This window comes from Brevibacterium sp. 239c, from assembly GCF_900169365.1.
Classification (GTDB): domain Bacteria; phylum Actinomycetota; class Actinomycetes; order Actinomycetales; family Brevibacteriaceae; genus Brevibacterium.
This window is the reverse complement of the sequence record NZ_FXZH01000002.1, coordinates 23,239-46,441: the sequence shown is the minus strand read 5'-3', so window position 1 is coordinate 46,441 and position 23,203 is coordinate 23,239. Positions and strand designations below refer to the sequence as shown.

21 protein-coding genes are annotated in these 23,203 nt (G+C 65.4%); 14 read left to right on the top strand and 7 right to left on the bottom strand.

The annotated features are described in order from the left end of the window. Window positions 1–15: 15 nt before the first annotated feature. Genes BSP239C_RS02025 through BSP239C_RS02010 form a run of 4 tightly spaced genes read left to right on the top strand, consistent with a single transcriptional unit; the run spans window position 16 to window position 4,490 of the window. Window positions 16–1,026 (top strand): nucleotidyltransferase, encoded by a 1,011-nt coding sequence (locus tag BSP239C_RS02025; protein ID WP_101569960.1) that lies wholly within the window; start codon window positions 16–18, stop codon window positions 1,024–1,026. Continuing rightward, window positions 1,023–2,489 (top strand): ThiF family adenylyltransferase, encoded by a 1,467-nt coding sequence (locus BSP239C_RS02020; RefSeq protein WP_101569959.1) that lies wholly within the window; start codon window positions 1,023–1,025, stop codon window positions 2,487–2,489. Before BSP239C_RS02025 ends, BSP239C_RS02020 begins: the two co-directional genes overlap by 4 nt. Beyond that, on the top strand, window positions 2,486–4,258 hold the full coding sequence (locus tag BSP239C_RS02015) for an SAVED domain-containing protein (protein WP_101569958.1): 1,773 nt from the start codon (window positions 2,486–2,488) through the stop codon (window positions 4,256–4,258). Before BSP239C_RS02020 ends, BSP239C_RS02015 begins: the two co-directional genes overlap by 4 nt. A gap of 13 nt (window positions 4,259–4,271) precedes the next feature. Beyond that, on the top strand, window positions 4,272–4,490 hold the full coding sequence (locus tag BSP239C_RS02010; protein ID WP_101569957.1) for a hypothetical protein: 219 nt from the start codon (window positions 4,272–4,274) through the stop codon (window positions 4,488–4,490). Between the two features lie 36 nt (window positions 4,491–4,526). Here the strand turns inward: BSP239C_RS02010 and BSP239C_RS02005 are convergent, their stop codons facing one another. The 3 genes from BSP239C_RS02005 to mobF form a co-directional block, all read right to left on the bottom strand. After that, window positions 4,527–5,168: a hypothetical protein gene (locus BSP239C_RS02005; RefSeq protein WP_145997395.1), complete on the bottom strand. Its 642-nt coding sequence runs from the start codon at window positions 5,166–5,168 to the stop codon at window positions 4,527–4,529. Between the two features lie 64 nt (window positions 5,169–5,232). Further along, window positions 5,233–6,363, bottom strand: a complete 1,131-nt coding sequence (locus BSP239C_RS02000; protein WP_101569955.1) for a hypothetical protein — start codon at window positions 6,361–6,363, stop codon at window positions 5,233–5,235. A gap of 58 nt (window positions 6,364–6,421) precedes the next feature. Next, complete coding sequence (gene mobF / locus BSP239C_RS01995; RefSeq protein WP_101569954.1) at window positions 6,422–9,955, bottom strand: MobF family relaxase; 3,534 nt, start codon at window positions 9,953–9,955, stop codon at window positions 6,422–6,424. A gap of 107 nt (window positions 9,956–10,062) precedes the next feature. On the opposite strand from mobF, the gene BSP239C_RS01990 reads away from it, so the two are divergent. Beyond that, on the top strand, window positions 10,063–11,370 hold the full coding sequence (locus BSP239C_RS01990) for a hypothetical protein (protein WP_101569953.1): 1,308 nt from the start codon (window positions 10,063–10,065) through the stop codon (window positions 11,368–11,370). On the opposite strand, the gene BSP239C_RS01985 is transcribed toward BSP239C_RS01990, so the two are convergent. From BSP239C_RS01985 to BSP239C_RS01970, 4 genes are all read right to left on the bottom strand, one after another. Then, complete coding sequence (locus tag BSP239C_RS01985; protein WP_257930013.1) at window positions 11,357–11,872, bottom strand: protein-tyrosine phosphatase family protein; 516 nt, start codon at window positions 11,870–11,872, stop codon at window positions 11,357–11,359. The two genes, BSP239C_RS01990 and BSP239C_RS01985, sit on opposite strands and share 14 nt — an antisense overlap. Window positions 11,873–12,382: 510 nt before the next feature. Continuing rightward, a complete protein-coding gene (locus BSP239C_RS01980) occupies window positions 12,383–12,907 on the bottom strand; it encodes a CueP family metal-binding protein (RefSeq protein WP_257930012.1) in 525 nt (174 codons plus the stop codon). A 104-nt stretch (window positions 12,908–13,011) separates the two neighbouring features. Continuing rightward, on the bottom strand, window positions 13,012–14,190 hold the full coding sequence (locus BSP239C_RS01975; protein WP_101569951.1) for an FAD-dependent oxidoreductase: 1,179 nt from the start codon (window positions 14,188–14,190) through the stop codon (window positions 13,012–13,014). Further along, window positions 14,187–14,822: a TetR/AcrR family transcriptional regulator gene (locus BSP239C_RS01970; protein WP_101569950.1), complete on the bottom strand. Its 636-nt coding sequence runs from the start codon at window positions 14,820–14,822 to the stop codon at window positions 14,187–14,189. The genes BSP239C_RS01975 and BSP239C_RS01970 overlap by 4 nt, the downstream gene beginning before the upstream one ends. A gap of 85 nt (window positions 14,823–14,907) precedes the next feature. Here BSP239C_RS01970 and BSP239C_RS01965 point away from each other — a divergent pair, with 85 nt between their 5' ends. From BSP239C_RS01965 to BSP239C_RS01935, 9 genes are all read left to right on the top strand, one after another. Continuing rightward, a complete protein-coding gene (locus tag BSP239C_RS01965; RefSeq protein ID WP_101569949.1) occupies window positions 14,908–16,317 on the top strand; it encodes an MFS transporter in 1,410 nt (469 codons plus the stop codon). Window positions 16,318–16,378: 61 nt separating this feature from the next. Further along, the gene (locus BSP239C_RS01960; RefSeq protein ID WP_101570198.1) at window positions 16,379–16,591 is read left to right on the top strand and encodes a heavy-metal-associated domain-containing protein; all 213 of its coding nucleotides are present in this window, start codon (window positions 16,379–16,381) and stop codon (window positions 16,589–16,591) included. A gap of 1 nt (window position 16,592) precedes the next feature. Beyond that, window positions 16,593–17,603 (top strand): heavy metal-binding domain-containing protein, encoded by a 1,011-nt coding sequence (locus tag BSP239C_RS01955; RefSeq protein ID WP_101569948.1) that lies wholly within the window; start codon window positions 16,593–16,595, stop codon window positions 17,601–17,603. Next, a complete protein-coding gene (locus BSP239C_RS01950; protein ID WP_101569947.1) occupies window positions 17,593–19,917 on the top strand; it encodes a cation-translocating P-type ATPase in 2,325 nt (774 codons plus the stop codon). The genes BSP239C_RS01955 and BSP239C_RS01950 overlap by 11 nt, the downstream gene beginning before the upstream one ends. 34 nt (window positions 19,918–19,951) lie before the next feature. Continuing rightward, entirely contained in the window at window positions 19,952–20,221 is a 270-nt protein-coding gene (locus BSP239C_RS01945) for a YHS domain-containing protein (RefSeq protein WP_101569946.1), read from the top strand. 2 nt (window positions 20,222–20,223) lie between these two features. Then, a complete protein-coding gene (locus tag BSP239C_RS20420; protein ID WP_145997393.1) occupies window positions 20,224–20,424 on the top strand; it encodes a hypothetical protein in 201 nt (66 codons plus the stop codon). Next, a complete protein-coding gene (locus BSP239C_RS21315) occupies window positions 20,421–20,582 on the top strand; it encodes a DUF1541 domain-containing protein (RefSeq protein ID WP_145997392.1) in 162 nt (53 codons plus the stop codon). The genes BSP239C_RS20420 and BSP239C_RS21315 overlap by 4 nt, the downstream gene beginning before the upstream one ends. 82 nt (window positions 20,583–20,664) lie before the next feature. Beyond that, complete coding sequence (locus BSP239C_RS01940) at window positions 20,665–22,809, top strand: heavy metal translocating P-type ATPase (RefSeq protein ID WP_101569945.1); 2,145 nt, start codon at window positions 20,665–20,667, stop codon at window positions 22,807–22,809. A gap of 49 nt (window positions 22,810–22,858) precedes the next feature. Next, on the top strand, window positions 22,859–23,173 hold the full coding sequence (locus BSP239C_RS01935) for a metal-sensitive transcriptional regulator (protein ID WP_101569944.1): 315 nt from the start codon (window positions 22,859–22,861) through the stop codon (window positions 23,171–23,173). Window positions 23,174–23,203 lie beyond the last annotated feature (30 nt).

Sequence of the window (23,203 nt, the reverse complement as noted above, 5' to 3'; positions counted from 1 at the left end):
AGATCGGAGGGCCCGATGGCTCACCTCAAGCAGCAGTTCAAGGACGCACTGAGCTCCATTGAGCCTGGCGATGACAAGGCCAACGCGCCAGAGGCACACCAGCTGGTGCGTGATGCGCTCGAAGCCGACGCGAAGCTCACCGAATACGGAGTACACCCGGTCCTGATCGGCTCCTACAAGAGGAGCGTGTCGATCAAGCGGGTCAAGGATGTCGACGTGTTCGTGCGACTCCCGGACGTACCGAGCGATGTCACGTCGAAGGACATCCTCGATCGGTTCTTCACTGTCTTGCATGCGGAGTTCGGCAGCGATGACGATGGTCACCGACGGACCAAGCGTCAGGACCGCAGCCTTCAGGTGTCCTTCCCGGAGTACGACCTGTATGTCGATGCCGTGCCTGCCCGCCCGTACTGGGACGGCGAGACGTGGGAGATTCCGCAGAAGGGCGATGCAGACAAGTGGGTGCGTACCAATCCCGAGAAGCTCACATCTCTGTCGAGCGAGATGAACACGGCCCATGACGGCTACTACGTTCCGATAGTCAAGCTGCTTCGTCAGACCCGACGCTCCGTACTTGGCCTCGATAAGAAGCCGGGCGGGTTCTTCATTGAGGTGGCGACATACCAGGCCTTCGCTTCCGGGCTGGTGGCGGGCACCGATCATGCGGAGTACTACGTCTCTGCTCTCGAAGAGGTCAGCAAGATCATCGACAGCTATGTCAACTACGGCATCGGGGTGAACGACCCCACGTTGCCCGGGCACACGATCAGCATTCGTGCGACCGACGACGAGCTGGATGCAGCCAAGACCCGTTTCGCTGACGCGGTGGAAACCGCCCGCGAAGCGCTCGCCGAGGAGGACGAGGGCAAGGCAGCGCTGACGTTCCAGAAACTGCTGGGCAAGAACGGGGACGACGAACCAGTGTTCCCGATGCCCCCAGGATTCAACGAGGACGGGACGAAGCGCGCGTCCGCTATCTCAGCCGGCGCGCGGGTTGTTCCGGCTGGTACCAGGACCTTCGGGTGACCCTCACCAAGTACGACGACTACGTCGCCTACTCACGGCAGCACTTCGAGGAGGGTTTGATCCGCGCCGGCTTCACGGAGGATGAGACCGGCTGGCGAGGGACAATCATTCACGCCGGGGGCACGACCGAGGTTCTGATCGCGCTGCGTTCTCGCTACCCGTTCCAGCCACCCCGCGTGGTTCCGTTCGACCCAGACGCGGTCGCCTGGTCCTGGCACCGGGAGTTGGACGGATCACTGTGTTTGGTCGCCGAAGACGATCATGAGGGGCTGTGGTGGACCGACGCGCCCGCGTTCCTCGAACATGTCACTGCCTGGTTCGATCAATCGACCACAGGCTGGCAAGACGACCGACTCGACCTCGACCTCGACCGCTACTTCGAACCTTCCGAGGATGAGCGCCTTTATCTCTACGATGACCTGACCCGGTATCCCAGCGGATTCATTCGGTTCCGACCGACGGCGAACAACACGATGCGGATCAGTGGCGGTACCAAGCCAGCGAAGTCTTCGAAACACAGCAAGGATCGCTTCGGGTATGTTGCCGGCCTCGGCGCTGTAGACGTGCCGCCAAGAACATGGGACGAGGTTGCCGCTCGGATCAACCCCAGCGTCGACCTGGACCGCAGAATTCGCAACCACTCGATCGAGATCGTGGTGCTGATCTACCGTCGTGGCTCTCACGACGGCGCAATCACACTTGAAGTGTGGCCCACTGTAGATGGCGGCACCGCCGTCAGACGCCTGCGCTCAGGTGCCGACACGGACGCCGCCAAAATGGCGCGCGCGGGTCTTCTCGCTCATGAACTCCGCGGATGCCGCGTTGCGGTCGTGGGTATCGGAGCCCTCGGCTCGTTCGTCGCGGACATGCTTGAGCGTTCCGGTATCCGGCATCTCACGCTCGTCGATAGTGACGTCGTTATGCCCGGTAATCTTATCCGTCACCTTGTCGGCCCCGAAGCCGTCGGACGGTCGAAGGTTGAGGCGGTCAAGCAGCACTTGGTTGCACGCAGCGGGATTGCGGCCCCTGACATCGCGGTGATCGATGAAACGCTAACCTCGGGCGACGAGGCCGTTGAGCTTTTGAGCGGCCACGACCTCGTGGTGAACGACACGGCTGATTTCACCACCACCGCACTCCTCCACGTCACTGCGCAGACGTTGGCCAAGCGGATCGTCTCGGCGGCGATCCAGAACGACGGCACGAGCTACCGGATTGATTTGCTGCCACCGCTCGATGGGGCTGACCCGCTGCCACCTTCTTCCGTCGATGTCGACCAGTCCGTGCCGGACCTGTTCGAAGCCGGATGTGGCAGCCCGATCTCCCCGACACCGCCGTACCTGGTGATCGAGGCAGCCGCAGCAACCGTGCGCCACGCAATCGGCCTGCTCGTCGAACGCCCCCTCCACCCGGCCGGGGAAGTGCGAGACCTACGGATCGGAGCAGCGAGGAATCGCCAATGACTCGACCACCAACGCGTATCGACCTGCGGGCTGATGCATACGAGACCATCGCGTCCGAGACGGCGAAGCACCTTCCGCGGGAGACCGGTGGCATCCTCCTCGGCTACCAGGAGAACGGCACCATCGTGGCATCTCATGCCCTGGTCGTGAACGGGCAAGGGACGACCACGAACAGGTACGTTCGCGACGACGTTCGCGCGAACGCGCTCCTGGCGGAGTTCCTGGAGCAGCGAGCTGACGACGATCCGACCGGCTACATCGGTGAATGGCACAGCCACCCCTCTCCGTCCGTCCCGAGCCGCATCGATCACGCCGCGATGCGCGCAACCGCCAAAGTTGGCGCCGGTCCGATCGCACTGCTCGTCTACGCGCCCGGCGGACCCGACGAGTTCTTCGGACTCATCGCCAGCCGCCAGCGGTTCGGACGCGCCACGACGAGGAAGGGAACGGTCTCCGTTCCGCCTCCGCGGTTCGATCCGCTAGGCCCACTACCTGACGGCGCTGTCCGGGGCGACGGCCCGGTATTCATCTCTTATCGCCAGTCAGACGGGACTCCACAGGCGGAAGCGCTGGAGAATCTGCTTAGGGCCGCCGGCCTCGTCGTGTGGAGAGACCGCACCGACCTGCGACCGGGCACAACCACCGACCGCCTCGAACAGGCGCTCACCAGAGGTCTCTCGGCAGGCGTACTCGTCGTCACACCCGACATCGCGTGCAGCGACATTGTCCGCGAGCGCGAACTGCCTCGCCTGCTCCAGCTCGACGCTGATCCCAACTTCAGCCTGTGCATCGCGAACAAGGTCGCAATAGCAGGAGAAGACTCGAAGTGTGATTACGATGCCCCGGACCGGCTCTTGAGGCTCTCACCAGCACGGACTCTGGCCGACAAGAAGCAGGCCAACATGCTCCGCCCATCCGGCGAGACCGAGATCGTGCGCGACCTCATCATGCACCGCATTGAGCAACGAAAGCGAATAATCCGCGCCGAAAGACGTGACTTCACGATCCGGGTGCAAAGCCGTCCAGCCTCATCCGCCCTCGACGCCGACCAGGACGACCTGCACATCCGGCTCAAACCGTCCGACGACGGACGACTCCCCTCACAGACAGGGCTGGAACTCCTGGAGAAGACTCTCCCGCTGATCAGCGACGCCGTGTACGCGGCCGGCGCGAAGAACGTGCGCATCTCGGGTGGAGCCCATCTGTCAGTCGGACTCGCACTGGGCGCCGCACTGCCGGAGACGAAGATCGGCAAGGTGGTCGTGATTGATACGGAGGACAACGCCTGGACATCAGCCGCGCCCGACGATGACCCGCAGAGCACCGAGCTGACGATCGAGCCAGTCCAGATCGAACAGGACCGAGCGGCGGCGCCCAAGAATCGCGTTGCAGTCTTCGTGACCCTGACACCACAGGCAGATTGGACTGCGTTCGAGCAGCTTATGAACGATTCCTTTGATGGCTTCGACGCAGCCGAGGCGATCTCAGTCGCGGGCACAGAACGTATCGACCCACGAGAAGCAGCTCGTCTCAGTGCGGCCGTAGCGCAGCGGATCAAAAGGCTCTCCGCCAGCCAAGGACGCGCCGAGGTGCATCTCGCCTTCCACGGCCCCTACACGATGGCCGTACTCATCGGGCGCTACCTCAACACTCTGCGAACCACCGTTTACGAGTGGGACGGCAACACGAAGGGTGGCCCCCGCTACAAGCCCGTCATCATCCTTGAACCGGGCGTGACGGACGGACCGATCACTGACGTGCTCGCATGACGAATCAGCACTGATGCCGAGGACTGCCCCGGCAACGGGCATCGACTCATACGACGTGTCTGTTGGGATCGCGTGCTCCCGCTCGACGCCGCTGACGATCGTGACCGTGGACGAGATCGGCTCGTCAAACGGTGTTTCTGCTCCGTCGTGGGGCTACACGCCTGTCGGCAGCACCAGGAGCGCGATCGTCACGCTCCGCTCCGAACATCGCAGGTCCTCGCTGTTCGCCTAGGAAACTGTCAGCACCGCTCGGTCTCTGGAGAGTGGGTCACGCGCGGAGGGTTCCTTGAAGGCCCCGTGCGAAGTCGCTCAGTGCCTTCAACGTCGCGATGGCGTAGTAGACGATCTGGCTCCGAAACACTCCATCGATATCGCGTGGGACGCCTTGGCGGGTAAGGACCCAGATCGCGCTGTTCTGGACGCCGACCTCGTCGCCGACGATATGGCCGGAGACGGTATTCCGAATGAGACGCAGGGTCTTGTTGAACTCCTTGTCGTCCCTCATCTCCGACATCGCCTGCTTGAACGCGTGCACGGCTTCATCGAACTTCGCGATATCGAACAGGTGGATTCCGGTGTCGTTGGGGAGAGTCCGCATCGCCCTCGACACTGCATTGACCATCCGTCCTGCCGACTCTTCCGCCTCTTCGAGCGTCAGAGCAAGGAACTTCTCGGCGGTGAGCCGATTCTGCGGGTCGGCAAGCAGAGCGCGGAGCATGACCCTCATGTCGAAGTCGACCGTGAGGATGAAGAATTGAAGCTGCGTGAACCCTCGGTAGACCTGGGAATCTCGTTCAAAACCGAGTTTGACGTTCTGAGCGGCCTGTTCCAGCACCCGTTCTTGCTCGGGCAAGATCGCGTCGAACCCCGCGATGATGTCCTCGGCGCGACCAACCGAATCTTCACTCACTTCGTCTCCCACTCTCCGCGATCACCGCTGCCGATATTTTCCTGTCTTGCCGACCGTCACCTCCTCAGGTGACAGGGTCACGCTCCCAGTTGGGCGATCGCGGGAAGTTATCGTCTGAGCGCCACCCCTCCGCGTTCGTCCACGGCGGTTGGATGGGCGCATCGGAGGCGTCCCATCGCCATACGTCAGGGTGGCGCCGTTCCGTGCTGGTCGTCGGCCGAGCCGCATAGCCGAGAGTCTGTCCTGCGGGGACGGTGTAGTGCCACCAGCATCCGACTTGATCTTGCCCGGCGGTGAAGGCGTCGGGACCGAGGCTGTGCTTCCTGGCAAGCTCTGCGAGCGTCGCGTGTGCATCGAACGGGCCGGGGCGAAGCAGCACAGCGTTGAGGTACTCGGTGTCGAAGTCGTAGGCGAAGTTGAGTAGCTCGGGGACGTGTCGGTCATCGACCAGCCGACCCATCTCATCGAGTTCCCGCGAGCCGATAACGGACTCTTCGTGGAGTCGGCGTAACCGAGCACCGGCGTCATCCGCGATACGCGGGAAGTACTCGCCCAGAGCTGCGAAGAGCACGATCGTCTTGGTCGAGTTCACTCGCGTCGCGTAGCCAAGGTCTCGACCGTGCAGGACGCCGTGGCGTGAGACGAGGCCGAAGTTGCCGGACTCATCTACATTCTCGGAGAAGACGCGGCGGACGACCGGCAGGTTCTCCTCCATCCCGGCCAGCGTCGCATCGTCAAGGTAGGGGTCCGCGTTGGCCTTGGAGAAGAACGATTGTCCGGTCAGATCGCGGCTCATTCCGTCGATCTGCGCCAGGATGATCGGGATCGACGCCTCGTAGGCTCCCGCGAGATGATGCTGAATCGCCTTCTCGATGAGAGCGACGCGATCCCAAATGACCTGCTTGAACGGGTAGTGCGAGTTCGACCATCGGCGTATCGGTGCCGCCGCGTGCCGGAGAAGAACCTGACTGTCGGAGTTCCAGACCTCGGCGATCGCCTCATCAATTACCGCCGGCTCAGCACCCTTCGCAGCAAGGCGAAGGACCCGGACGGTTCCGGCCTGGTGCCAGCGACCGCACATCGCCCACCCGAGCGGGGCGAACAGCGCCACCGCTTCGGCGATCTGAGTGGTGGCGGGATGCGCGCCGACTCCGAGACGGCGCGCCACCTCATCCGCCAGCTCGGCTTGAGTCATCGCTCATCCCTCCGTCCAAATCATCTTCAACAAGGATGACAGACCGATGCGATCCGCCTCAGAGCCCGAGCCCGCGAGTCACCTGCCTGACCTGCCGTTGCTCGCGCTGCGGGGCCTGCGTTGCCAACGTGATCGCCCGTAGCGCGGCGGCAGCCCGTGCTTGGTCGATCTTCTGAACGTCGCTCTCGGCCGGTGCTCCTACCGGGGCCACATCGGTGATGCCGTACCGGTCGCGGTAGGCGGCGATCGTACGGGCGTACCGGCTCCACGTCTGGTTTTTGCGCCGGTCGCGAGGTGGTGCACCCAGCGATTTGGTCCAGGCTTCTCCACCGTCGCATGCGATGTCGAGCACGGCGTCAGCGCGGGTTTCGATCAGTTCTCGTCGCTCATCAAGGGCGTGGCGCATGTCATCGGCCATCGGACCATCGGCGGACGGGATCAGTCCGGCGATCAGGTGCGGCGCCTTGCGGGTACGACCCGAGCCTGCCGGGCGTGCTGTGGCACGCGCGACCCGGTGATGCAGCACCGAGGCGATGTCGTCAGCATCGGCGAACCCGCGCGCGGCGACCAGGCGCGGGAACAAGGTGTCGAGGTCGTGGTGGTTCGCTTCGGCGCGGCGCAGCTCAGCGGTGAGCGCCCCGAACGCCTCCGATTCGACCGCGGCGGCGGCCTGTTCGGCAGTGAGTCCGCAGGTACGGATGAGGGTGGCCCAGCGGTCTCGTTGAGCGGCGGCGGCGATGGTCTCGTACTCGGCGGCGAGCTGGGCGATCGAGCCCCAGTGCTCGTGTTCGGCGGTGATGGTCTCGTGCGCGGACCGCTCGGCACCAACATGTTGCAGGACTCCGAACAAGACGGACCGGCCGGTGGCTTCCGGGTTGTCGCCCGGGTGCGGGTGGGCGTGCTCGTCGGCGCGGTCGAGGATCACGTAGGCGCGGTTGGAGTGCTTGCCGCGGGTCATCGCGACGTAGAAGTCCTCCCTTGTAGTCGTCGGCTCGACCAAGACGCGTGCGGTGTCGACGGTGACGCCCTGGGCCCGGTGCGCCGTGACCGCATAGCCCAGGTCAACGTGGTCGGCGACATATCCGGTCGGGAGGACGATGGAGCCGCCGAAGCGACGTCCGCTGCGGCGGGTGGTGACCGAGCCGTCGTCACGGACGCCGGTGATGGTCCAGGTGTCACCATTGCGCACCCAATCCTTGCCGTTGCGGAGACGACGGTCGTTACGGCGGGTGATGATCGTGTCCCCCACCCCAGCGGTGGCGCCGTCGTTCAGCTCGACCTCCCGGCCCGGTGTGAGGGTGCCGTCGAGGATCAGGTCCGCACGAGCGCGCTGGTTGAGGGCGCTCACGTCGTCGCGAGTCTCAGCGACCAGCACCGATATCAACCCTCGGTTCCGGTCGGCGCGCCAGCCGCTGTAAGCGGCATCGGTCATCGCCTCGGCCTCGCCCTCACGGATGCGATCGTGGTCAAGGTAGGTGTCGATCACCTGCGTGCGACCGTGCCGCAACGCGAGGGAGGCGGCCTTCTCCCACTCATTGGTGAACCGGTGCACGTCGACCAGCTCGGGCGCATCGTCACGATCACCGACCAAGAGTCCGAAGGCACCGCCGGCGTCCACGGACTGAAGCTGGGCGAAGTCGCCCACCAGGAGGGCCTTCGCCCCGGCCCGCTCGGCCAGGTGGGTGATGCGGTCCAGCGACAGGGTGCCGGCCAGCGATGACTCGTCGATGATGACGAGCTGACCGGACTCGAAAGTGGTGCCACGGGTGAGGTGGTTCTGCCACCATTTCGCCGTGTTCTCCGTCGCGATCCCCAGGTCAGCGGCGAGGACCTGCGCAGCCACCGCAGAGGGTGCGAGCCCGACAACGGAGCCGGCACCGTGCTCCTTCTCCCACGCCTTGCGCAACGCCGACATCGCAGTGGTCTTCCCGGCCCCGGCCGGGCCGACCAGCACATCGAGCACCCGACCCGAGACGGCGATCTTCAACAGAGCGTCGGCCTGATCCTCGCCGAGCAGCCGCCCCTCCCTATCCGGCCGGGCGGTGATCTTCTCCACCGTTCCCAGCCGGACGGTAGGCGCAGTCATGCTGCGAGAGCGGTCGAGCAGCCGGTCCTCCGCGGCCAGCAACAGCTCGGAGGAGAACACGGTCGAGTGCTTCGGCCGGAACACGCTCGTGCCGTCGATACGCCGGAACGCGACCGGGCTGGTGGCGAGGTCGGGCGGCGTCAGCCGCAGCGATGCCAGTTCGGCGGCGTCGGTGATCATCCCGACGACCGCCTCACGATCCTGCATGGTGGCGAAGCGTAAGCCCATCGTCTGCCGTGACGCCTCGGCCATCAGGTTCCACCGCCGCCACGTCGCCCGCTTCTCACCCACCACACCGACGACGGCCTGGCCGACTTCGGCGATCGCGTCCAACGGCAGGTCGTCGGCTCGCAGTAGCAGCGGCTTGTCGTTGTCCATGACGTTGCGTGCCCAGTAGGTGGCGTCCTGGTCGAGGACGGTGGTGGCGCGGGTGCGCCACTCGCTGGTGAGGTCGGCCAGCGACCGCACCTCCTTCTCCGGTCGGGTGGTCAGGGTGGCTTGGGCTCGGAGCTTGATGACCGTGGTCGTGGAAGGCTGGTGGCCGTGCTTGGCGACGTACTCGGCGATGAGCCGGCCCTTCTCGGCGTCGATATGCCGAGAACGGGTGGAGAACTCCTGAACGAGCTGTTCCGGCACGCTACTGATCGCCCACGACGGGTTGCGGTCGCGGCCCATGTCGCGGGACTCCCACTCGACTCCGAAGGTGCGGGTCATGTGGTCGGCGAACACCGCCTGGTGCAGCTCCGACAGGGCGACCACGGCGGCGTGCATCGGCCGACCGTCCAAGCTACGCCACTTGCCGTCGAACGCCGTCTGGACCTTGTTGCTGATGACGACGTGGGTGTGAAGGTGGGGGTCTCCGGCGCGGGAGTCGAAGTGATCGAACGCCGTAGCCACGAGCCCGGTGACATCGACTTGTGCAACCGCACCGTCGCCTGCAGTTGCGCCGGTGCGGGTGGCTGCAACCTCGCGCTCCATGAACGCAACCACCTCCGCAACTGCCCGATGGTGTGCCTCCCCGATGAGCGCTTGTGTGCCAGCGTCGGCGACCGCCCATAATGCGGAGGCGGACTTCGGGATTGAGAATGTGAAGTCGAAGCCGGCCACGGCTCGCCGGGTTCCCCGCTGCCTTTCCTCGGCCTCGATCTGCGCGACCTCCGCCGCTTTCGCGCCGGGTCTCAGTGCCGGGCTGAGGTCGACGATGCGGGCCTCGATCCGCTCCGCCGGGGACTTGTATGCGGGGAACGCCAGTCCCAGCGGGTCGCCGATGATCGGGTCACGGCCCATCCCCATCAAGAGCTGGAGCTGCGCCTCCGAGACCCGATCACCCACCGCGAGCCGACCCTTCCCGAGCGAGGCGACGCCCGACCCGAGCCATTGGCCCGGTGGTGTTCCCGCCTCGACGTAGTACCTCGTGAGCGGGGTCGAGAGGGACCGGTCGCCATCGGCGGCGGCGACCGTGCGCAGCAGGTACTTGTACCCATCGCCTGCGCTCATCACTCGCATCGAGACCGTCATGCAGTGGAGGTGCGCAGAAGCTGTGAACGTGTCGGGGCATGCTCGGGCACGGTCGCCGCATTACCGTTGAAGGAAAACCGAGAGCGAAGGAGGTGATGAAGGTGGACACCGACGTCGTCCCTCTCGGTGAGCGCGCGCAGCGGAACATCTTGGATCATGTGCTTGCCGTCGGAGATGAGGCCGAGACGAACTACTTGGAGGTCAAGAGCGCTCTTGACCTGACCGCGACCGAAGGTGTGGCGAAGGTCGCCAAGTTCCTCCTCGGGGCAGCGAATCGGCGCCCCCAAGAAGCCTCACGGTACTTCCACGGTTACGCCGTGCTGGTCCTTGGCGCCCACAAGGACCATGCGGTCGGCGTAGCTCGCGGTGTCGAGGCTCATGAGCTTGAAGATCGTCTCCGCCCATACCTGGGACCACAGTTTCCCGCGTTCGAGTTCGGAAGGGTCGGCGTCGACGGCGACCACGAGGTGCTGTTCGTCATCGCTCAGCCACCACAGGACGGGCAGTCGATCTTCCCGTGCCACAAGAGTTTCCATGCAGGCAAGGGGCAAGAACGCCTCGATGATGGAGCGATCTACGTGCGCGGAGCCAGCAACACCCGGCCAGCACGAGCAGGTGAAGTCCTCGCTCTCGTTGAACGGGCTCGCGGCGGCAAGCTTCCAATCAATCTCGACGTCGAGGTCCTCGGGTCGATCAGCCGCGTCGAGCGGGTCGATGAAGTGATGGAGCGCCTATACGAGTTCACGGAAGAAGAGTTCACTAAGCCCCGAGAAGCCCCAGAAGTCTCGCCCGCCACAGCGCTCCTCGCACAGAACATCTGGGGCGGGTCTCCGCCCGCAAGCCCCGAAGATCGTTCGAACCGACTTGAATCCTGGAGGCGCGAGAAGCCGGCACACATCGAGACGGGACGTACACACTTCATGAGGGTTGCTCTTCCCGGGGCAGGAATCCAGGTCACCAGCCGGGATCGGTTCGTCGCCAAACCGCACCTCACGATCACTTTCCATGACTGCGAGGCATTCGACTACCACGAGCCAGGCGATGCCGACTGGGACAAGCTCGTCGAACCCGTCATTCGCCGGCAGGAACCCTACGGGCTCGGGTTCGACCCATCCGCCCTCCGCCTGGCGCACCGTGACTACCCGGTGGACTGGAACAACCGCGGCAACGATGTCGAAGTCGTCCTCACGCCCGAGTCGTTTCGACCCAACGTGCCATGGGTCAGCGATCGAGATGACTACGTGCTCCTCGCACGCAACCCCCAAGCACAGACAGTGGCCGTGACATGGGCCCTGACCGAGGACGGCAACAACGCCACCACGACTGGCGAACTGAAGATTGCTGCCGGTGACCTCGCTGATGCCGCCGACCTGCTCAAGTCGTCGTTCGTCAACGACGCGTGAGTCTCATGCAACCCACCGCCTTGCGTTCATTGCGCGGGGTTAACCACCCGCGCGCCGTGGAGACGCGGCGACAACGAGGGTGGGTCTGGCAGGCGGCGATGCGTCTGCGCATGTGATCGGGTGTCGCGGGAAGGGGGTGCAGCGCTCCACCGTGGCGTCGAGGGGTGTAGTGCTCTCGCATCCAGGCGACGGCGTCATCTGGATTCACACCGCTGATCACCGCCAGCAGCGCCATGGCCGTACCGGTGCGACCGATCCCGCCGCCGCAGGTGATCTCCACGCGCTCAAACTCCGCACGCCTATGAGCCTCGCGCAGCCCACCCACAGCGTCATCTGTGGAGTCGGGCAGGCGGAAGTCGCGCCACCGGACCCACCGGTACTGGAAGTCCTCGATGTAAGGGTCCTTGCCCAGCAGATAGACAGCGAACTCTGGCGGCAGCACGTTCTGGCGCCGACGGCGGAGTCCCGTGCCCCTGACGCGCCGGCCGTCTGGGAAATCCACGACTCCATCAACGTCTTCCCAGGCACCCACACACCCACCGTAGTTCGCAAAGTCCGGCACCTCTCGCGATGGCTCAACCTCGACCTGCAAGACGCGTGGCAGCTCTGGCGGGTAGTAAGAATCGAGCGTGGTGGAGAGTCGGCTGGGCAGCCCTGGATCGTGGATGGTGCTGTCGTCGGGCTAGTGAGAGGCGGACTGGCGACGACGAGGGGGATGCAGTGTGTGGGTGGTGCCCTGGTAGGTGATCTACCCGGCGAAGGAGTCCACGGAGGGTTCGGGATCGGGTTCACCGACCTGCCGGAACTCTCATGCCTCACACTGCCACGCACGCCCGCGGACTGATGATCGGTTTATTGTTCAGCGGATATGAAGCAATCAACCTCGCCGCCGGGCACTACTTCGGCGGCGAGACGGTCTGGTCCTCCGAGCTCATTCCCCCGTCCTCCGCATGCTTGTCCGCCACTGGCCGGATGCGCCGAATTCGGGCGAAAACAGAAGCCGGGAAGCGTTCTAGGTGAGCTGGAGCGTGGTGATACAGGTGGGATCGTCCTTGGCGGTCGAGATGGTGGTACTCGCGGTCTGATCGCCGTGTTCGACGGTGACTGTGGCATCGATATCGCGGGGCAGCCAGATGCCTGCGAATCCGTTGTCGTGGGTGCGGATGGTCTCATCGAGGATCACCGCGTCGGTGACCGTGACGTCGATGTCCTCGTTGTTGAGTTCACCGAGGCAGGTGGTGAGGCTGTGGGAGAAACAGTCATGTGTCTGGGCGGAGTACGGGGCGATGGATACGTAGAACTCGTCCTCGAGCAGATCAAGCGAAGACTCGTTGCCGGCCTCGTCAGAGAGCAAGAGCACGTCGGGCTGGACCGAGGCGATGAGGCCGTCCGGGCGCTCCGTGACCGGCATGGTGTCGAGGTGTTCGATGACCTCGCGGGCATCGAGCCCATCGAGGTCATAGTCGCTGAGCCACGCGTTGCCGGTCTCGCCCGCAACGGGGCCGGTGCTGGCCGGGGCGCAGGCGGTTACGAGCACGATCGCGCAGAGCGCGGCGGTGAGGGTGCTGAGGGTTCTGGCTGTGGTTCGGATGATCGTTCCTTCTTAGCGTGTCCGGAGTGGTCGTGATCCAAGCTTATGGATCAGTAGCGGAGTATCGCCTGCTGGTGCAGGTGCGGTATCCAGTCTTGGACGAGGCGGGTGGAGTCGATCCCGGTCAACGCGACCGGGATGTCGCCAAGGTGATGGACGATTAGCAATGGGTCGGTGGAGACGACCCGGGTGGTGCTACCCAACGCGGGGTGGCCGGCGCCGGTAAAGGTATGTCCGTGGATACGTGCGGAGAATCGTGAGGCTGGCAGGTAGCGGCAGGGTTCGTCGGCTAGGGCGAGGTCATGCAGCAAGGTCCTCGCTGCGTGGTTCCCTTGGGCGCTGGAGTCCTCCCAATGGTCAATCCGGTAGGAGCTATGACCGGGATAGTGGTGCACCGCGACTCCGCCAGCGGCGTAGATGCGCTGGCGTGGGGCGTGCAGTGCACGCAGGTGGCCGTCGACGGGGATCCCCTCGGGCCCGGTCCAGGGAGCTGGCGCGGCGGCCAGGGTGCCGTGGGCGACGATCGCCAAGTCACCTTCAACATGGGTGCCGTCGTCGAGGATGATGGTGATCCGATCGGCGTGGGTGCGGATTGCACGTGGCTGGCGCCCCAAGTAGGTCGCGTGCTGGGGCTGGCTCAGATCGAGCAGGCGTCTTGCGACGTGCTCGCCGATGGCGGTGGCGCCGGGCACGAGCGAGCGGGCGATCAAGGCGACATCGTGACCGGCTTCGATGAGAAGGGACGCGGTCTCCGAAGCCACCAACCCGCCTCCAAGTATCAGTACCCGCGTCGGGTGCGTTCCCGCGAGCAGGTTGCGCACACGGACAGCGTCGGCGATTGAGTGCAAGGTCGTCAGCTGGCCGGCGCTCACGGCTTGGTCCCGACCGATGATTGTCTCGTCGAGGGTGCGCGGTCGGCTGCCGGTCGCGATGACCAACGCGTCATAGGCCCTAGTTTTACCAGAGGCGAGATGCACTTCTCGTGTCTGCGGGTTGACGCTGCGGACAGTGTCGGTACTCGTCCGGGTATCCGTGACAGATAGCGCGGCCTGGTCGGGTTCGAGCAGTCCGAGCGCTACGCCCTTGTTAACCAGTGTCCGGTTGTAGGGGCGTTCGCCGCTTCGGGCGAGGAGATCGATCTCGACATCAGCCTCCGAGGTGTGCAAGGTCTTCACGGCGGAGGTTCCTGCCGCGCCTGCGCCGATGATGCCAACGGTGCGGGTGCTCATCGCGCTCCGTTCGCGGTGAAGGATGGCAGCAGGATCGCGTCGATGAACCATGGCGCGTCATCGGGGTCGAGGCGTCCTGCTCGGACTTCCTCGGCTGCGCCGTTCATCACCACGTGGGTAGTGGTCAGCAGCCAGGTCACGGGCAGGTCTACGCGGAACGCGCCCTCGCGCTGGCCCCGGAGCAGTAGGCTGCGCATGCGCGCCTCGGCCTTCTCATGCAGCTCGCGGATGCGGGCTGCGGGAAGCTCCTTCTGCGCAGCCGTCAACAAGGCACCGGATTGATCGACGAGCACCCAGCTGGAAGCAACCAGTCGCTGGAATGCCTGGGCGGCCTCGCCGTCGAGAGACACCTCCTCCAGCACGACCTCGCCGTGTTCGAGGCTGTCCACCAACGCTTCTTCGATGAGCTCGGCACGGGTCTGGAAGTGGCCATACAGGGTCATCCGCCCCACGCCGGCCTCCGCCGCAATGTCGGCGACCGAGGCATCGGGATTCTTGCGGATCGCCGTCACCGTGGCCGCCAAGATTTTGGCCCGGTTGCGCTGGGCGTCGGCGCGCTGGTTGGCCGCGCGGTTCGCTGTCGTCGGGGCGCGTCGGGTACCCCGTGTCGCCTGAGCCTTCTTCGTCGGCATCGTCCACCTCGTAAGTCGTATGGGAATGTATGAGATAGTGTAGCTGTTGCAACTCGTACCCCATTGATTGAGTTAGGAGTCGGAGATGACCAACCGCACACAACCCGACAGCGCGACGTCGGCCTACCCGAAACGCTGGCTGGCGCTCGCCTTGCTGGGCACGGCCCAGTTCATGCTGATCCTCGACGTGACTGTCGTGGCGATCGCCCTGCCGCAGATGGAGGCGGACCTGGCGCTCTCCCGCGAGGCGTTGACGTGGGTTGTCACCGCCTACACGGTCGCTTTCGGCGGCCTGATGCTGCTCGGCGGGCGCAGTGCCGACCTGTTCGGCGCCAAACCCATCGTCTACACCGGCCTACTGACCTTCGTCGCCGGTTCTCTGGCCGCCGGCTTCGCCGACACCGGAACCGTGCTGCTCGCTGGGCGCGTAGCCCAGGGCGCTGGAGCGGCCATGCTCTCCCCGGGAGCGCTGTCCGTCGTCGTGCGCCTGTTCGAAGGTGACGAGCGCAACCGCGCCCTGGGCATCTGGTCCGCGCTCGGCGGCGGTGGAGCCGCCGTCGGAGTGCTGCTGGGTGGACTTATCAGCGCCGGACCCGGTTGGCCGTGGGTGTTCTTCATCAACGTTCCCGTCGGCGCGATCGTCCTCATCGGCCTGCTGCGGGTGCTGCCGCCGCTGCCGCCGCAGCCCGGTGCCCGCGAACGGTTGGACGTCCTGGGGGCCATCCTCGTCACCGGTGCCACCGGCCTGGCGATCTACGCGCTGACTGTCGCTGGCGAGATTGGTTGGACGGCGCCGCGCACGCTCATCTTCGCAGGGGTCGCGGTCGCGCTCTACTTGCTGTTCGGCTGGTGGCAGAAGACCGCGCGCTCGCCGCTGATGAACCTATCGCTGCTCGGCAGGCGGCCGGTGTTCTCTGGCGTGTTCGTGCTCGGGATCGCCACTGCGCTCATGGTCGCGGTGTTCTTCCTCGGCACCTTCTACTTCCAGCAGTACGCCGGCTTCGGCCCGCTGGCAACCGGCCTACTGTTCCTACCCGTCGCACTGGCGACGATGGCCGGTGCGCAGACGGCAGGAAAGCTCGTTGGCAGGCTCGGCGCCCGCAAGCTCGGGGCGATCGGCATGACCGTCGGAGCGATCGGCCTGCTTGTTCCCGCACTATGGTCCACCACACTGACCACGACCATCGGGATCAGCTTCGGCTCGCTAGGCATCGGGATGCTGTTCGTCGTCGCCTCGGTCACCGCGCTTGGAAACGTCGCGCCGGAGGAGGCGGGTATTGCCTCGGGTCTGCTGAGCACGTTCCACGAGATCGGTGCTTCCGTCGGTGTTGCGACCGTCTCCAGCATCGCCGTGGTCAGCCTGACCGTTGGTGGCGATGCCGGATTCAAACAGGCGTTCCTCGCTGTAGCGATCGGTGCGGTCGCCGCGACCATCATCGCCAGCATCGCCATCCCCGGACGCCCTCGGGTGGCAGCACCGGAACCCACCCCTTGATGGATACCCCATAGGGGTATATGTTGACAGAAGTCGTACACGAATGAAGGAGTTAGTGATCATGACCACCACGACCGAGTACCAGGTGACCGGAATGAGCTGCGGACACTGCGAGACCGCAATCCGCACCGAAATCTCCGAGATCCCCGGCGTTACCGATATCGACGTCAGCGCAGCCACCGGCCGGCTGGCCGTCACCACCGACAAACCGGTCGACGAAACCGCGGTGCTCGCCGCGGTCGACGAGGCCGGATACGCCGCCGTCAGGAGCTGACATGAAAGCACCTGCACGGCTGGGCCTGTACGGGTTGGTCCTCGTGGCCGTGTTCGCCGTGGCTGGATTCGCGGCGAACGCGGTCATCCCCGAGGAGACCGTGCAGAGCTGGTCAGAAGGCACCGAACTGAACACCAATCAGAGCGAAGGAGACAACATGAACACCGCCGGGCACGAGGGCCACACAGACGACACAGCCGCCCTTGGCCTGGGCATCGCGCAGGAGGGTTACCGGCTCACCGCAGTGACCGCCCCCACCGACACCGGTACCGAGAAAAAGCTGTCCCTGACGATCACCGGCCCGGACGGGAACCCGGTTACCGACTTCCAGCTGGAGCACGAAAAAGAACTGCACCTGATAACCGTTCGCGCCGACGGTCAGCACTTCCGCCACGTCCACCCAGAGATGAACGACGGCGGCACCTGGACGATCCCCTGGCAGTGGGACGCGGCCGGGACCTATCGAGTCTTCGCGGACTTCGTTCCCGCAGAGGCCGGGGAAGGACTCACCTTGTCGACCTCGGTCCACGTGGGCGGCGACTACGAGCCCACACCGGCCACCGGGCCGAGTACCGAGACCACCGTCGACGGCTTCGACGTCAGCGTGGAGGGCGATCTCACCGCAGGCGAGGCCTCGCCGCTGACCATGACCATCACCCGTGCCGGAGAACCAGTCACTGAGCTGGAACCCTATCTGGGCGCGTTCGGCCACCTCGTCGCCCTGCGTGGCGGAGACCTGGCCTACCTGCACGTCCACCCCCACGGGGACGAGCCGCAGGCCGGCGAGATGTCTGGTCCGAAGATCGTGTTCGAGGCCACCGCGCCCACCGAGGGGCGCTACCTGCTCTACCTGGATTTCCAGGTTGACGGCGAGGTCCACACCGCCCCTCTGGTGATCGATACGACCACCGGCTCGGGCCTGCGCGGCGACGGGCACTCCGATGGTGGGGGTTCCGGTCAGGAGCCGGGCACGGGTGGCGAGCATCAGGAAGGAGAAGGCCATGACCACTGACAACACCAGTACTGGGGTCGCCGGCATCGAGTTGCAGATCGGTGGCATGACCTGCGCCTCGTGTGCGAACCGGATCGAGAAGAAACTCAACAAGCTCGACGGTGTCACCGCGAGCGTGAATTACGCGACCGAGAAGGCCAATGTCACGGGCCCCGACGACCTGGACCCGCAGGCTCTGATCGCGGAGGTCGAAAAGACCGGCTACACCGCTGCCCTTCCGGCGCGTGCCAAGGGCTCCGGTAACAGTTCAGACGAGGAGGGCGAGTCGTCCGAGGACGCCGAATTGCGATCTCTGCGTCAGCGTCTCATCGGCTCTGCGGTCCTGGCGGTGCCAGTGATCGCGATGGCGATGACCCCGGCCTTGCAGTTCGACTACTGGGGCTTTGCCTCCCTCGTCCTCGCCGCCCCCGTGGTGGTTTGGGCCGGGTGGCCGTTCCACCGGGCAACGTGGATGAACCTCAAGCATGGTGCAGCCACAATGGACACGCTCATTTCGGTGGGCACGACCGCGGCGATGATCTGGTCGATCGTCGCCCTGTTCTTCGGCACCGCTGGCCAGCCCGGCGTCGTCCACCCCTTCGAGCTGACCATCTCGCGCTCCGACGGGCTCGGGAACATCTACCTCGAAGTCGCCGCCGGGGTGATCACGTTCATCCTGATGGGCCGCTACTTCGAGAAGCGCTCCAAGCGCAGCGCCGGGGCCGCCCTGCGCGCCCTGCTGGAACTGGGGGCGAAGGAAGTCTCCCTCCTACGCGACGGCACCGAACAGCGAGTCTCCATCGACGACCTCGTGGTCGGCGACGAGTTCGTCGTCCGGCCCGGTGAAAAGATCGCAACCGACGGGACCATCACCTCTGGAAACTCCGCGGTCGACGCCTCGATGCTCACCGGCGAGTCCATGCCGGTCGAGGTCTCCGAGGGTGACACTGTCACGGGTGCGACCGTCAATGCCGGTGGCCGCCTGGTCGTGAAGGCGTCCCGGGTGGGCTCAGATACCCAACTGGCGCAGATGGCGAAAATGGTCGAGGACGCCCAGTCAGGCAAGGCCGAAATCCAGCGGCTAGCCGACCGGGTCTCCGGGGTATTCGTGCCGATCGCCATCGCCGTCGCCGTGGCCACCCTCGGTGCGTGGATCGGAGCCGGGTTCCCGCTGTCAGCCGGGTTCACCGCGGCAGTGGCGGTGCTAATCATTGCCTGCCCGTGCGCCCTGGGATTGGCAACCCCGACCGCCCTGCTGGTCGGGACCGGTCGCGGCGCGCAGATGGGCGTGCTCATCAAGGGGCCCGAGACCCTGGAATCGACCCGCAAGGTCGACACGATCGTGCTGGACAAGACCGGCACCGTCACCACCGGCAAGATGACCCTCACCGACGTCATCACCGCCAACGGGGTGGATCGGGACAAGCTGCTGCGCCTGGCCGGCGGGCTGGAAGATGCCTCGGAACACCCGATCGCCCAGGCCATCGCCGCCGGCGCGACCAGTGAGGTCGGCGACCTGCCCACGCCGGAGTCCTTCGAGAACATCGAAGGCAAGGGCGTGCAGGGCGTCATCGACGGCCACGCCGTGCTCGCCGGACGGGAGACGCTGCTGGCCGAGTGGTCCCAGCACCTTGACGAGGATCTGCGTTCGGCGAAGCAGGCGGCCGAAGCTGAGGGCAAGACCGCGATCGCGGTCGGCTGGGACGGTGTCGCGCGCGGCGTGCTGGTGGTCTCCGATCAAGTCAAGCCCACCAGCGCCCAGGCCATCGCCCAATTCAAGGAGCTGGGCCTAACGCCGGTGCTGCTCACCGGGGACAATCAGGCCGTGGCCGAGCAGGTCGCCGCCGCGGTTGGCATCGAGAAGGTCATCGCCGAGGTCCTGCCCAAGGACAAGGTCGACGTCGTCGCCCGCCTCCAGGACGAGGGCAAGGTCGTAGCGATGGTCGGCGACGGCGTCAACGACGCGCCCGCCCTCGCCCAGGCCGACCTTGGCCTGGCGATGGGCACCGGCACCGACGTTGCGATCGAGGCCGCCGACATCACCCTCGTCCGCGGCGACCTGCGTGCCGCCGCCGACGCGATCCGGCTGGCACGGCGGACGCTGCGCACGATCAAGACGAACCTGTTCTGGGCCTTCGCCTACAACACCGCCGCGATCCCGCTGGCCGCCTTCGGGCTGCTCAACCCGATGCTCGCGGGAGCGGCCATGGCACTGTCGTCGGTGTTCGTGGTCTCCAACAGCCTCCGATTGCGGACCTTCAAGGCCCGCGCGGACGACGACAGCGCGCCGGCACCTGCCGGCTCGACGCCGGCCCGTGAGCCGGTGAACGCCTGACCAACCGTCATCACACAACAAGAAGGGAAACCCGATGACTGCACACGAAAACCTGAACCTAACCGACAACTCGTCCAGTGGAGGCGGCTGCTGCGGCCACGCGCCGAGCGCCGACGCCGTTGCTCAGACCCCCGACATCGAGATGGCCGAATGCCCGGTGATGGCCGGCACCCCGGTCGTCAAGACCGACGCTGAGGCCGCCGGTCTCTACCGCGAGCACAACGGCCAGCGGTACTGGCTGTGCTGCGCCTCGTGCGGCCCACTGTTCGACGCCGACCCCGATCGCTACGCCACAGCCACGTAACGATGGGCAGGGCAGACTCCGCGCTTCTCAAACTCATCGGGAAGCGCGGAGTCCTTCTCCTCAAAGCTGCAACTACCGGGCGCAAGTGGAACGTGACGACAAGTCGTGCTCACCCTGTGGCCACCGAGCACAGCGATCGTTCGGACGATGAGTTTGCCCGTTGGAGAACCCAAGGCCCCTACAAACCGGGCCTGACGAAATGACGACAGCCGCCGAGCCCAAATACCCGGTGAGCACCGAGATGACCCTGCGCATCGACAACACGAAGGCCGCCGTGGCCACCATCGCCTACTCAACGGAGAAGACCGTTTACGTCGTCAACTACGAGGCGGACGGCATGACGATGACGAACCACAAGTAGGTCATCGAAAGCGAGATACAGCCTGCTTCTTAGGGGCAACGGCTAGGTGCTCCCGGACGGGAACAAGAAGAACGGATCGGATATGAACGACGAACATACGAACCACAGCCATTCTGAGGACCGCTCGGGACGAGGCGGGGGCGTCACTCTCGCCAACCATCACGAGCACGCGGATCACGACGCCCCCACGAGCCACGGCGGTCACGATCACGGGCACGGCGGCCATGCCGGTCACGGTGACCATGTGGGACAGTTCCGCCGGCTGTTCTGGATCATGCTCGTTGTTGCTGTCCCCGTGGTGGGTTTCAACGATATGTTTGCCCACCTCATCGGCTACTCTCTGCCCGAGGCCGAGTGGGTTCGCTGGGTCTCCCCGGCCCTGGGCACGGTCATGTACTTCTGGGGCGGCTGGCCGTTCCTCACCGGCGGGCTGAGCGAGATCCGCTCCCGCAAACCCGGAATGATGCTGCTGATTGCCCTGGCGATCACGGTCGCCTTCGCCTCCTCGTGGGGCGCGAGCCTGTACCTGATCAGCCACGAGCTGAACTTCTGGTGGGAGTTGGCCCTGCTGGTCGTCATCATGCTGCTGGGCCACTGGATCGAGATGCGTTCCCTGGCCCAGACAACCTCGGCGCTGGATTCGCTGGCTGCGCTGCTACCGGACGAGGCCGAGAAGCTCGACGGCGACGCCGTGGTGAAGGTGGCACCCGCCGACCTGACCGTCGGCGATCTGGTTATTGTTCGGCCGGGGTCCTCGGTACCCGCCGACGGAAAGATCGTCGACGGTAGTGCCAGCATGGACGAGTCGATGGTCACTGGTGAGTCCAAGACCGTCCGGCGAGAGACCGGTGAACGGGTGGTCGCCGGCACCATCGCCACCGATTCCGGCCTGCGGGTCGAGGTCACCGCCACCGGCGACGACACCGCCTTGGCCGGCATCCAGAAACTCGTCACCGATGCCCAGGCCTCTACCTCCCGTGCCCAGCGGATCGCGGACACGGCAGCGGCGTGGCTGTTCTGGTACGCACTCAGCGCTGCGGTGATCACCGCGGCCGTCTGGTCATTGGTCGGGCTGCCCGACGATGCCGTGGTCCGCACCATCACCGTGCTCGTGATCGCCTGCCCTCACGCCCTGGGTCTGGCGATCCCGCTGGTCGTGTCCATCGCAACCGAACGCGCCGCCCGCGGCGGCGTCCTGGTCAAGGACCGCCTCGCCTTGGAATCCATGCGCACCGTCGACACGGTGCTGTTCGACAAGACCGGCACCTTGACCAAGGGCGAGCCCACCGTCACCGCGGTCGAACCCGTCGGGAACCGCAGCCAGGACGAGGTGCTTGCCTTAGCCGCGGCCGCTGAGACCGACAGCGAACATCCACTCGCTCGAGCCATCGTGGGCGCCGCCCACACCCGCAAACTGGACGTACCCGCCGCGGCGGACTTCTCCTCCTCCCCAGCAGTCGGCGTGAAAGCCACCGTGCAGAACACCGTCATCACCGTCGGCGGCCCCTACCTGCTTGACCAGCACCAGCAGGACGAGGTCCCCGTCGCCGACACCTGGCGGGAGGAAGGCGCGATCATTCTCCACGTACTCGCCGACGGTCAGATCATCGGCGCACTACGCCTTGCCGACGAGATCAGGCCCGAATCCCGCGAAGCCGTCAACGCCCTGCACACTGTCGGTGCGCAAGTGGTCATGATCACCGGCGACGCCCAGGCCGTAGCAGACACCGTGGCCAAGGACCTGGGCATCGACCGGGTCTGCGCCGGAGTCCGCCCCGAAGACAAGGCCGCCAAGGTTGCCGACCTCCAAGAAGAGGGTCGCAAGGTCGCGATGGTCGGCGACGGCGTCAACGACGCCCCTGCCCTCGCCCGAGCCGACGTCGGCATCGCGATCGGCGCAGGAACCGATGTCGCCATCGGTTCGGCAGGCGTCATCCTGGCCTCCTCGGACCCACGTTCGGTGCTGTCCGTCATCGACCTCTCCCGCGCAACCTATCGGAAGATGAAGCAGAACCTCTGGTGGGCCGCCGGCTACAACCTCATCTCCGTGCCTCTGGCCGCAGGCGTCCTCGCCCCCATCGGATTCGTGCTGCCCATGAGCGTCGGCGCGATCCTCATGTCCGTCTCCACCGTCGTCGTGGCCCTCAACGCGCAGCTGCTCCGTCGCCTCGACCTCAAGCCCGCGGCCAGCACGACAAGACTTCTCGACGCTGGCCCATCCACATGAACGGCCGCCGCTGCCGGAGCCGACACCACTCGAATCAGGAGGAGACGTCATGGACACCGTCACCACATCAGTGACCGAAGCCAGCCATGGCTATATCAGTGACAAGACCCGCTATCTGGCGCGCATCAAGCGTATCGAGGGCCAGGCCCGCGGCATCCACCGGATGGTCGACCAAGACACGTACTGCATCGACATCCTCACCCAGATCAGTGCCATCACCTCCGCCCTGGAGAACGTCGCCCTTGGTCTGCTCGACGACCACCTCAAACACTGTGTCGCCGGAGCCATCCACAACGGCGGGGCCGAGGCAGAAGAGAAGATCGGAGAAGCCTCCGAAGCCATCGCCAGACTCGTCAAGTCCTGAGGAGGAACACATGAGAACCCTCGCCCACAC

Excerpts from the sequence above, each read along its gene's own strand:
- BSP239C_RS02000 (WP_101569955.1), bottom strand. The coding sequence starts at position 6,363 with ATGACTCAAGCCGAGCTGGCGGATGAGGTGGCGCGCCGTCTCGGAGTC.
- BSP239C_RS01970 (WP_101569950.1), bottom strand. The coding sequence starts at position 14,822 with ATGCCGACGAAGAAGGCTCAGGCGACACGGGGTACCCGACGCGCCCCG.
- BSP239C_RS01940 (WP_101569945.1), top strand. The coding sequence starts at position 20,665 with ATGAACGACGAACATACGAACCACAGCCATTCTGAGGACCGCTCGGGA.
- mobF (WP_101569954.1), bottom strand. The coding sequence starts at position 9,955 with ATGCGAGTGATGAGCGCAGGCGATGGGTACAAGTACCTGCTGCGCACG.
- BSP239C_RS20420 (WP_145997393.1), top strand. The coding sequence starts at position 20,224 with ATGGGCAGGGCAGACTCCGCGCTTCTCAAACTCATCGGGAAGCGCGGA.
- BSP239C_RS01945 (WP_101569946.1), top strand. The coding sequence starts at position 19,952 with ATGACTGCACACGAAAACCTGAACCTAACCGACAACTCGTCCAGTGGA.
- BSP239C_RS01960 (WP_101570198.1), top strand. The coding sequence starts at position 16,379 with ATGACCACCACGACCGAGTACCAGGTGACCGGAATGAGCTGCGGACAC.
- BSP239C_RS01975 (WP_101569951.1), bottom strand. The coding sequence starts at position 14,190 with ATGAGCACCCGCACCGTTGGCATCATCGGCGCAGGCGCGGCAGGAACC.
- BSP239C_RS02010 (WP_101569957.1), top strand. The coding sequence starts at position 4,272 with ATGCCGAGGACTGCCCCGGCAACGGGCATCGACTCATACGACGTGTCT.
- BSP239C_RS21315 (WP_145997392.1), top strand. The coding sequence starts at position 20,421 with ATGACGACAGCCGCCGAGCCCAAATACCCGGTGAGCACCGAGATGACC.
- BSP239C_RS01950 (WP_101569947.1), top strand. The coding sequence starts at position 17,593 with ATGACCACTGACAACACCAGTACTGGGGTCGCCGGCATCGAGTTGCAG.
- BSP239C_RS02015 (WP_101569958.1), top strand. The coding sequence starts at position 2,486 with ATGACTCGACCACCAACGCGTATCGACCTGCGGGCTGATGCATACGAG.
- BSP239C_RS01990 (WP_101569953.1), top strand. The coding sequence starts at position 10,063 with ATGAAGGTGGACACCGACGTCGTCCCTCTCGGTGAGCGCGCGCAGCGG.
- BSP239C_RS01955 (WP_101569948.1), top strand. The coding sequence starts at position 16,593 with ATGAAAGCACCTGCACGGCTGGGCCTGTACGGGTTGGTCCTCGTGGCC.
- BSP239C_RS01965 (WP_101569949.1), top strand. The coding sequence starts at position 14,908 with ATGACCAACCGCACACAACCCGACAGCGCGACGTCGGCCTACCCGAAA.
- BSP239C_RS01935 (WP_101569944.1), top strand. The coding sequence starts at position 22,859 with ATGGACACCGTCACCACATCAGTGACCGAAGCCAGCCATGGCTATATC.
- BSP239C_RS02025 (WP_101569960.1), top strand. The coding sequence starts at position 16 with ATGGCTCACCTCAAGCAGCAGTTCAAGGACGCACTGAGCTCCATTGAG.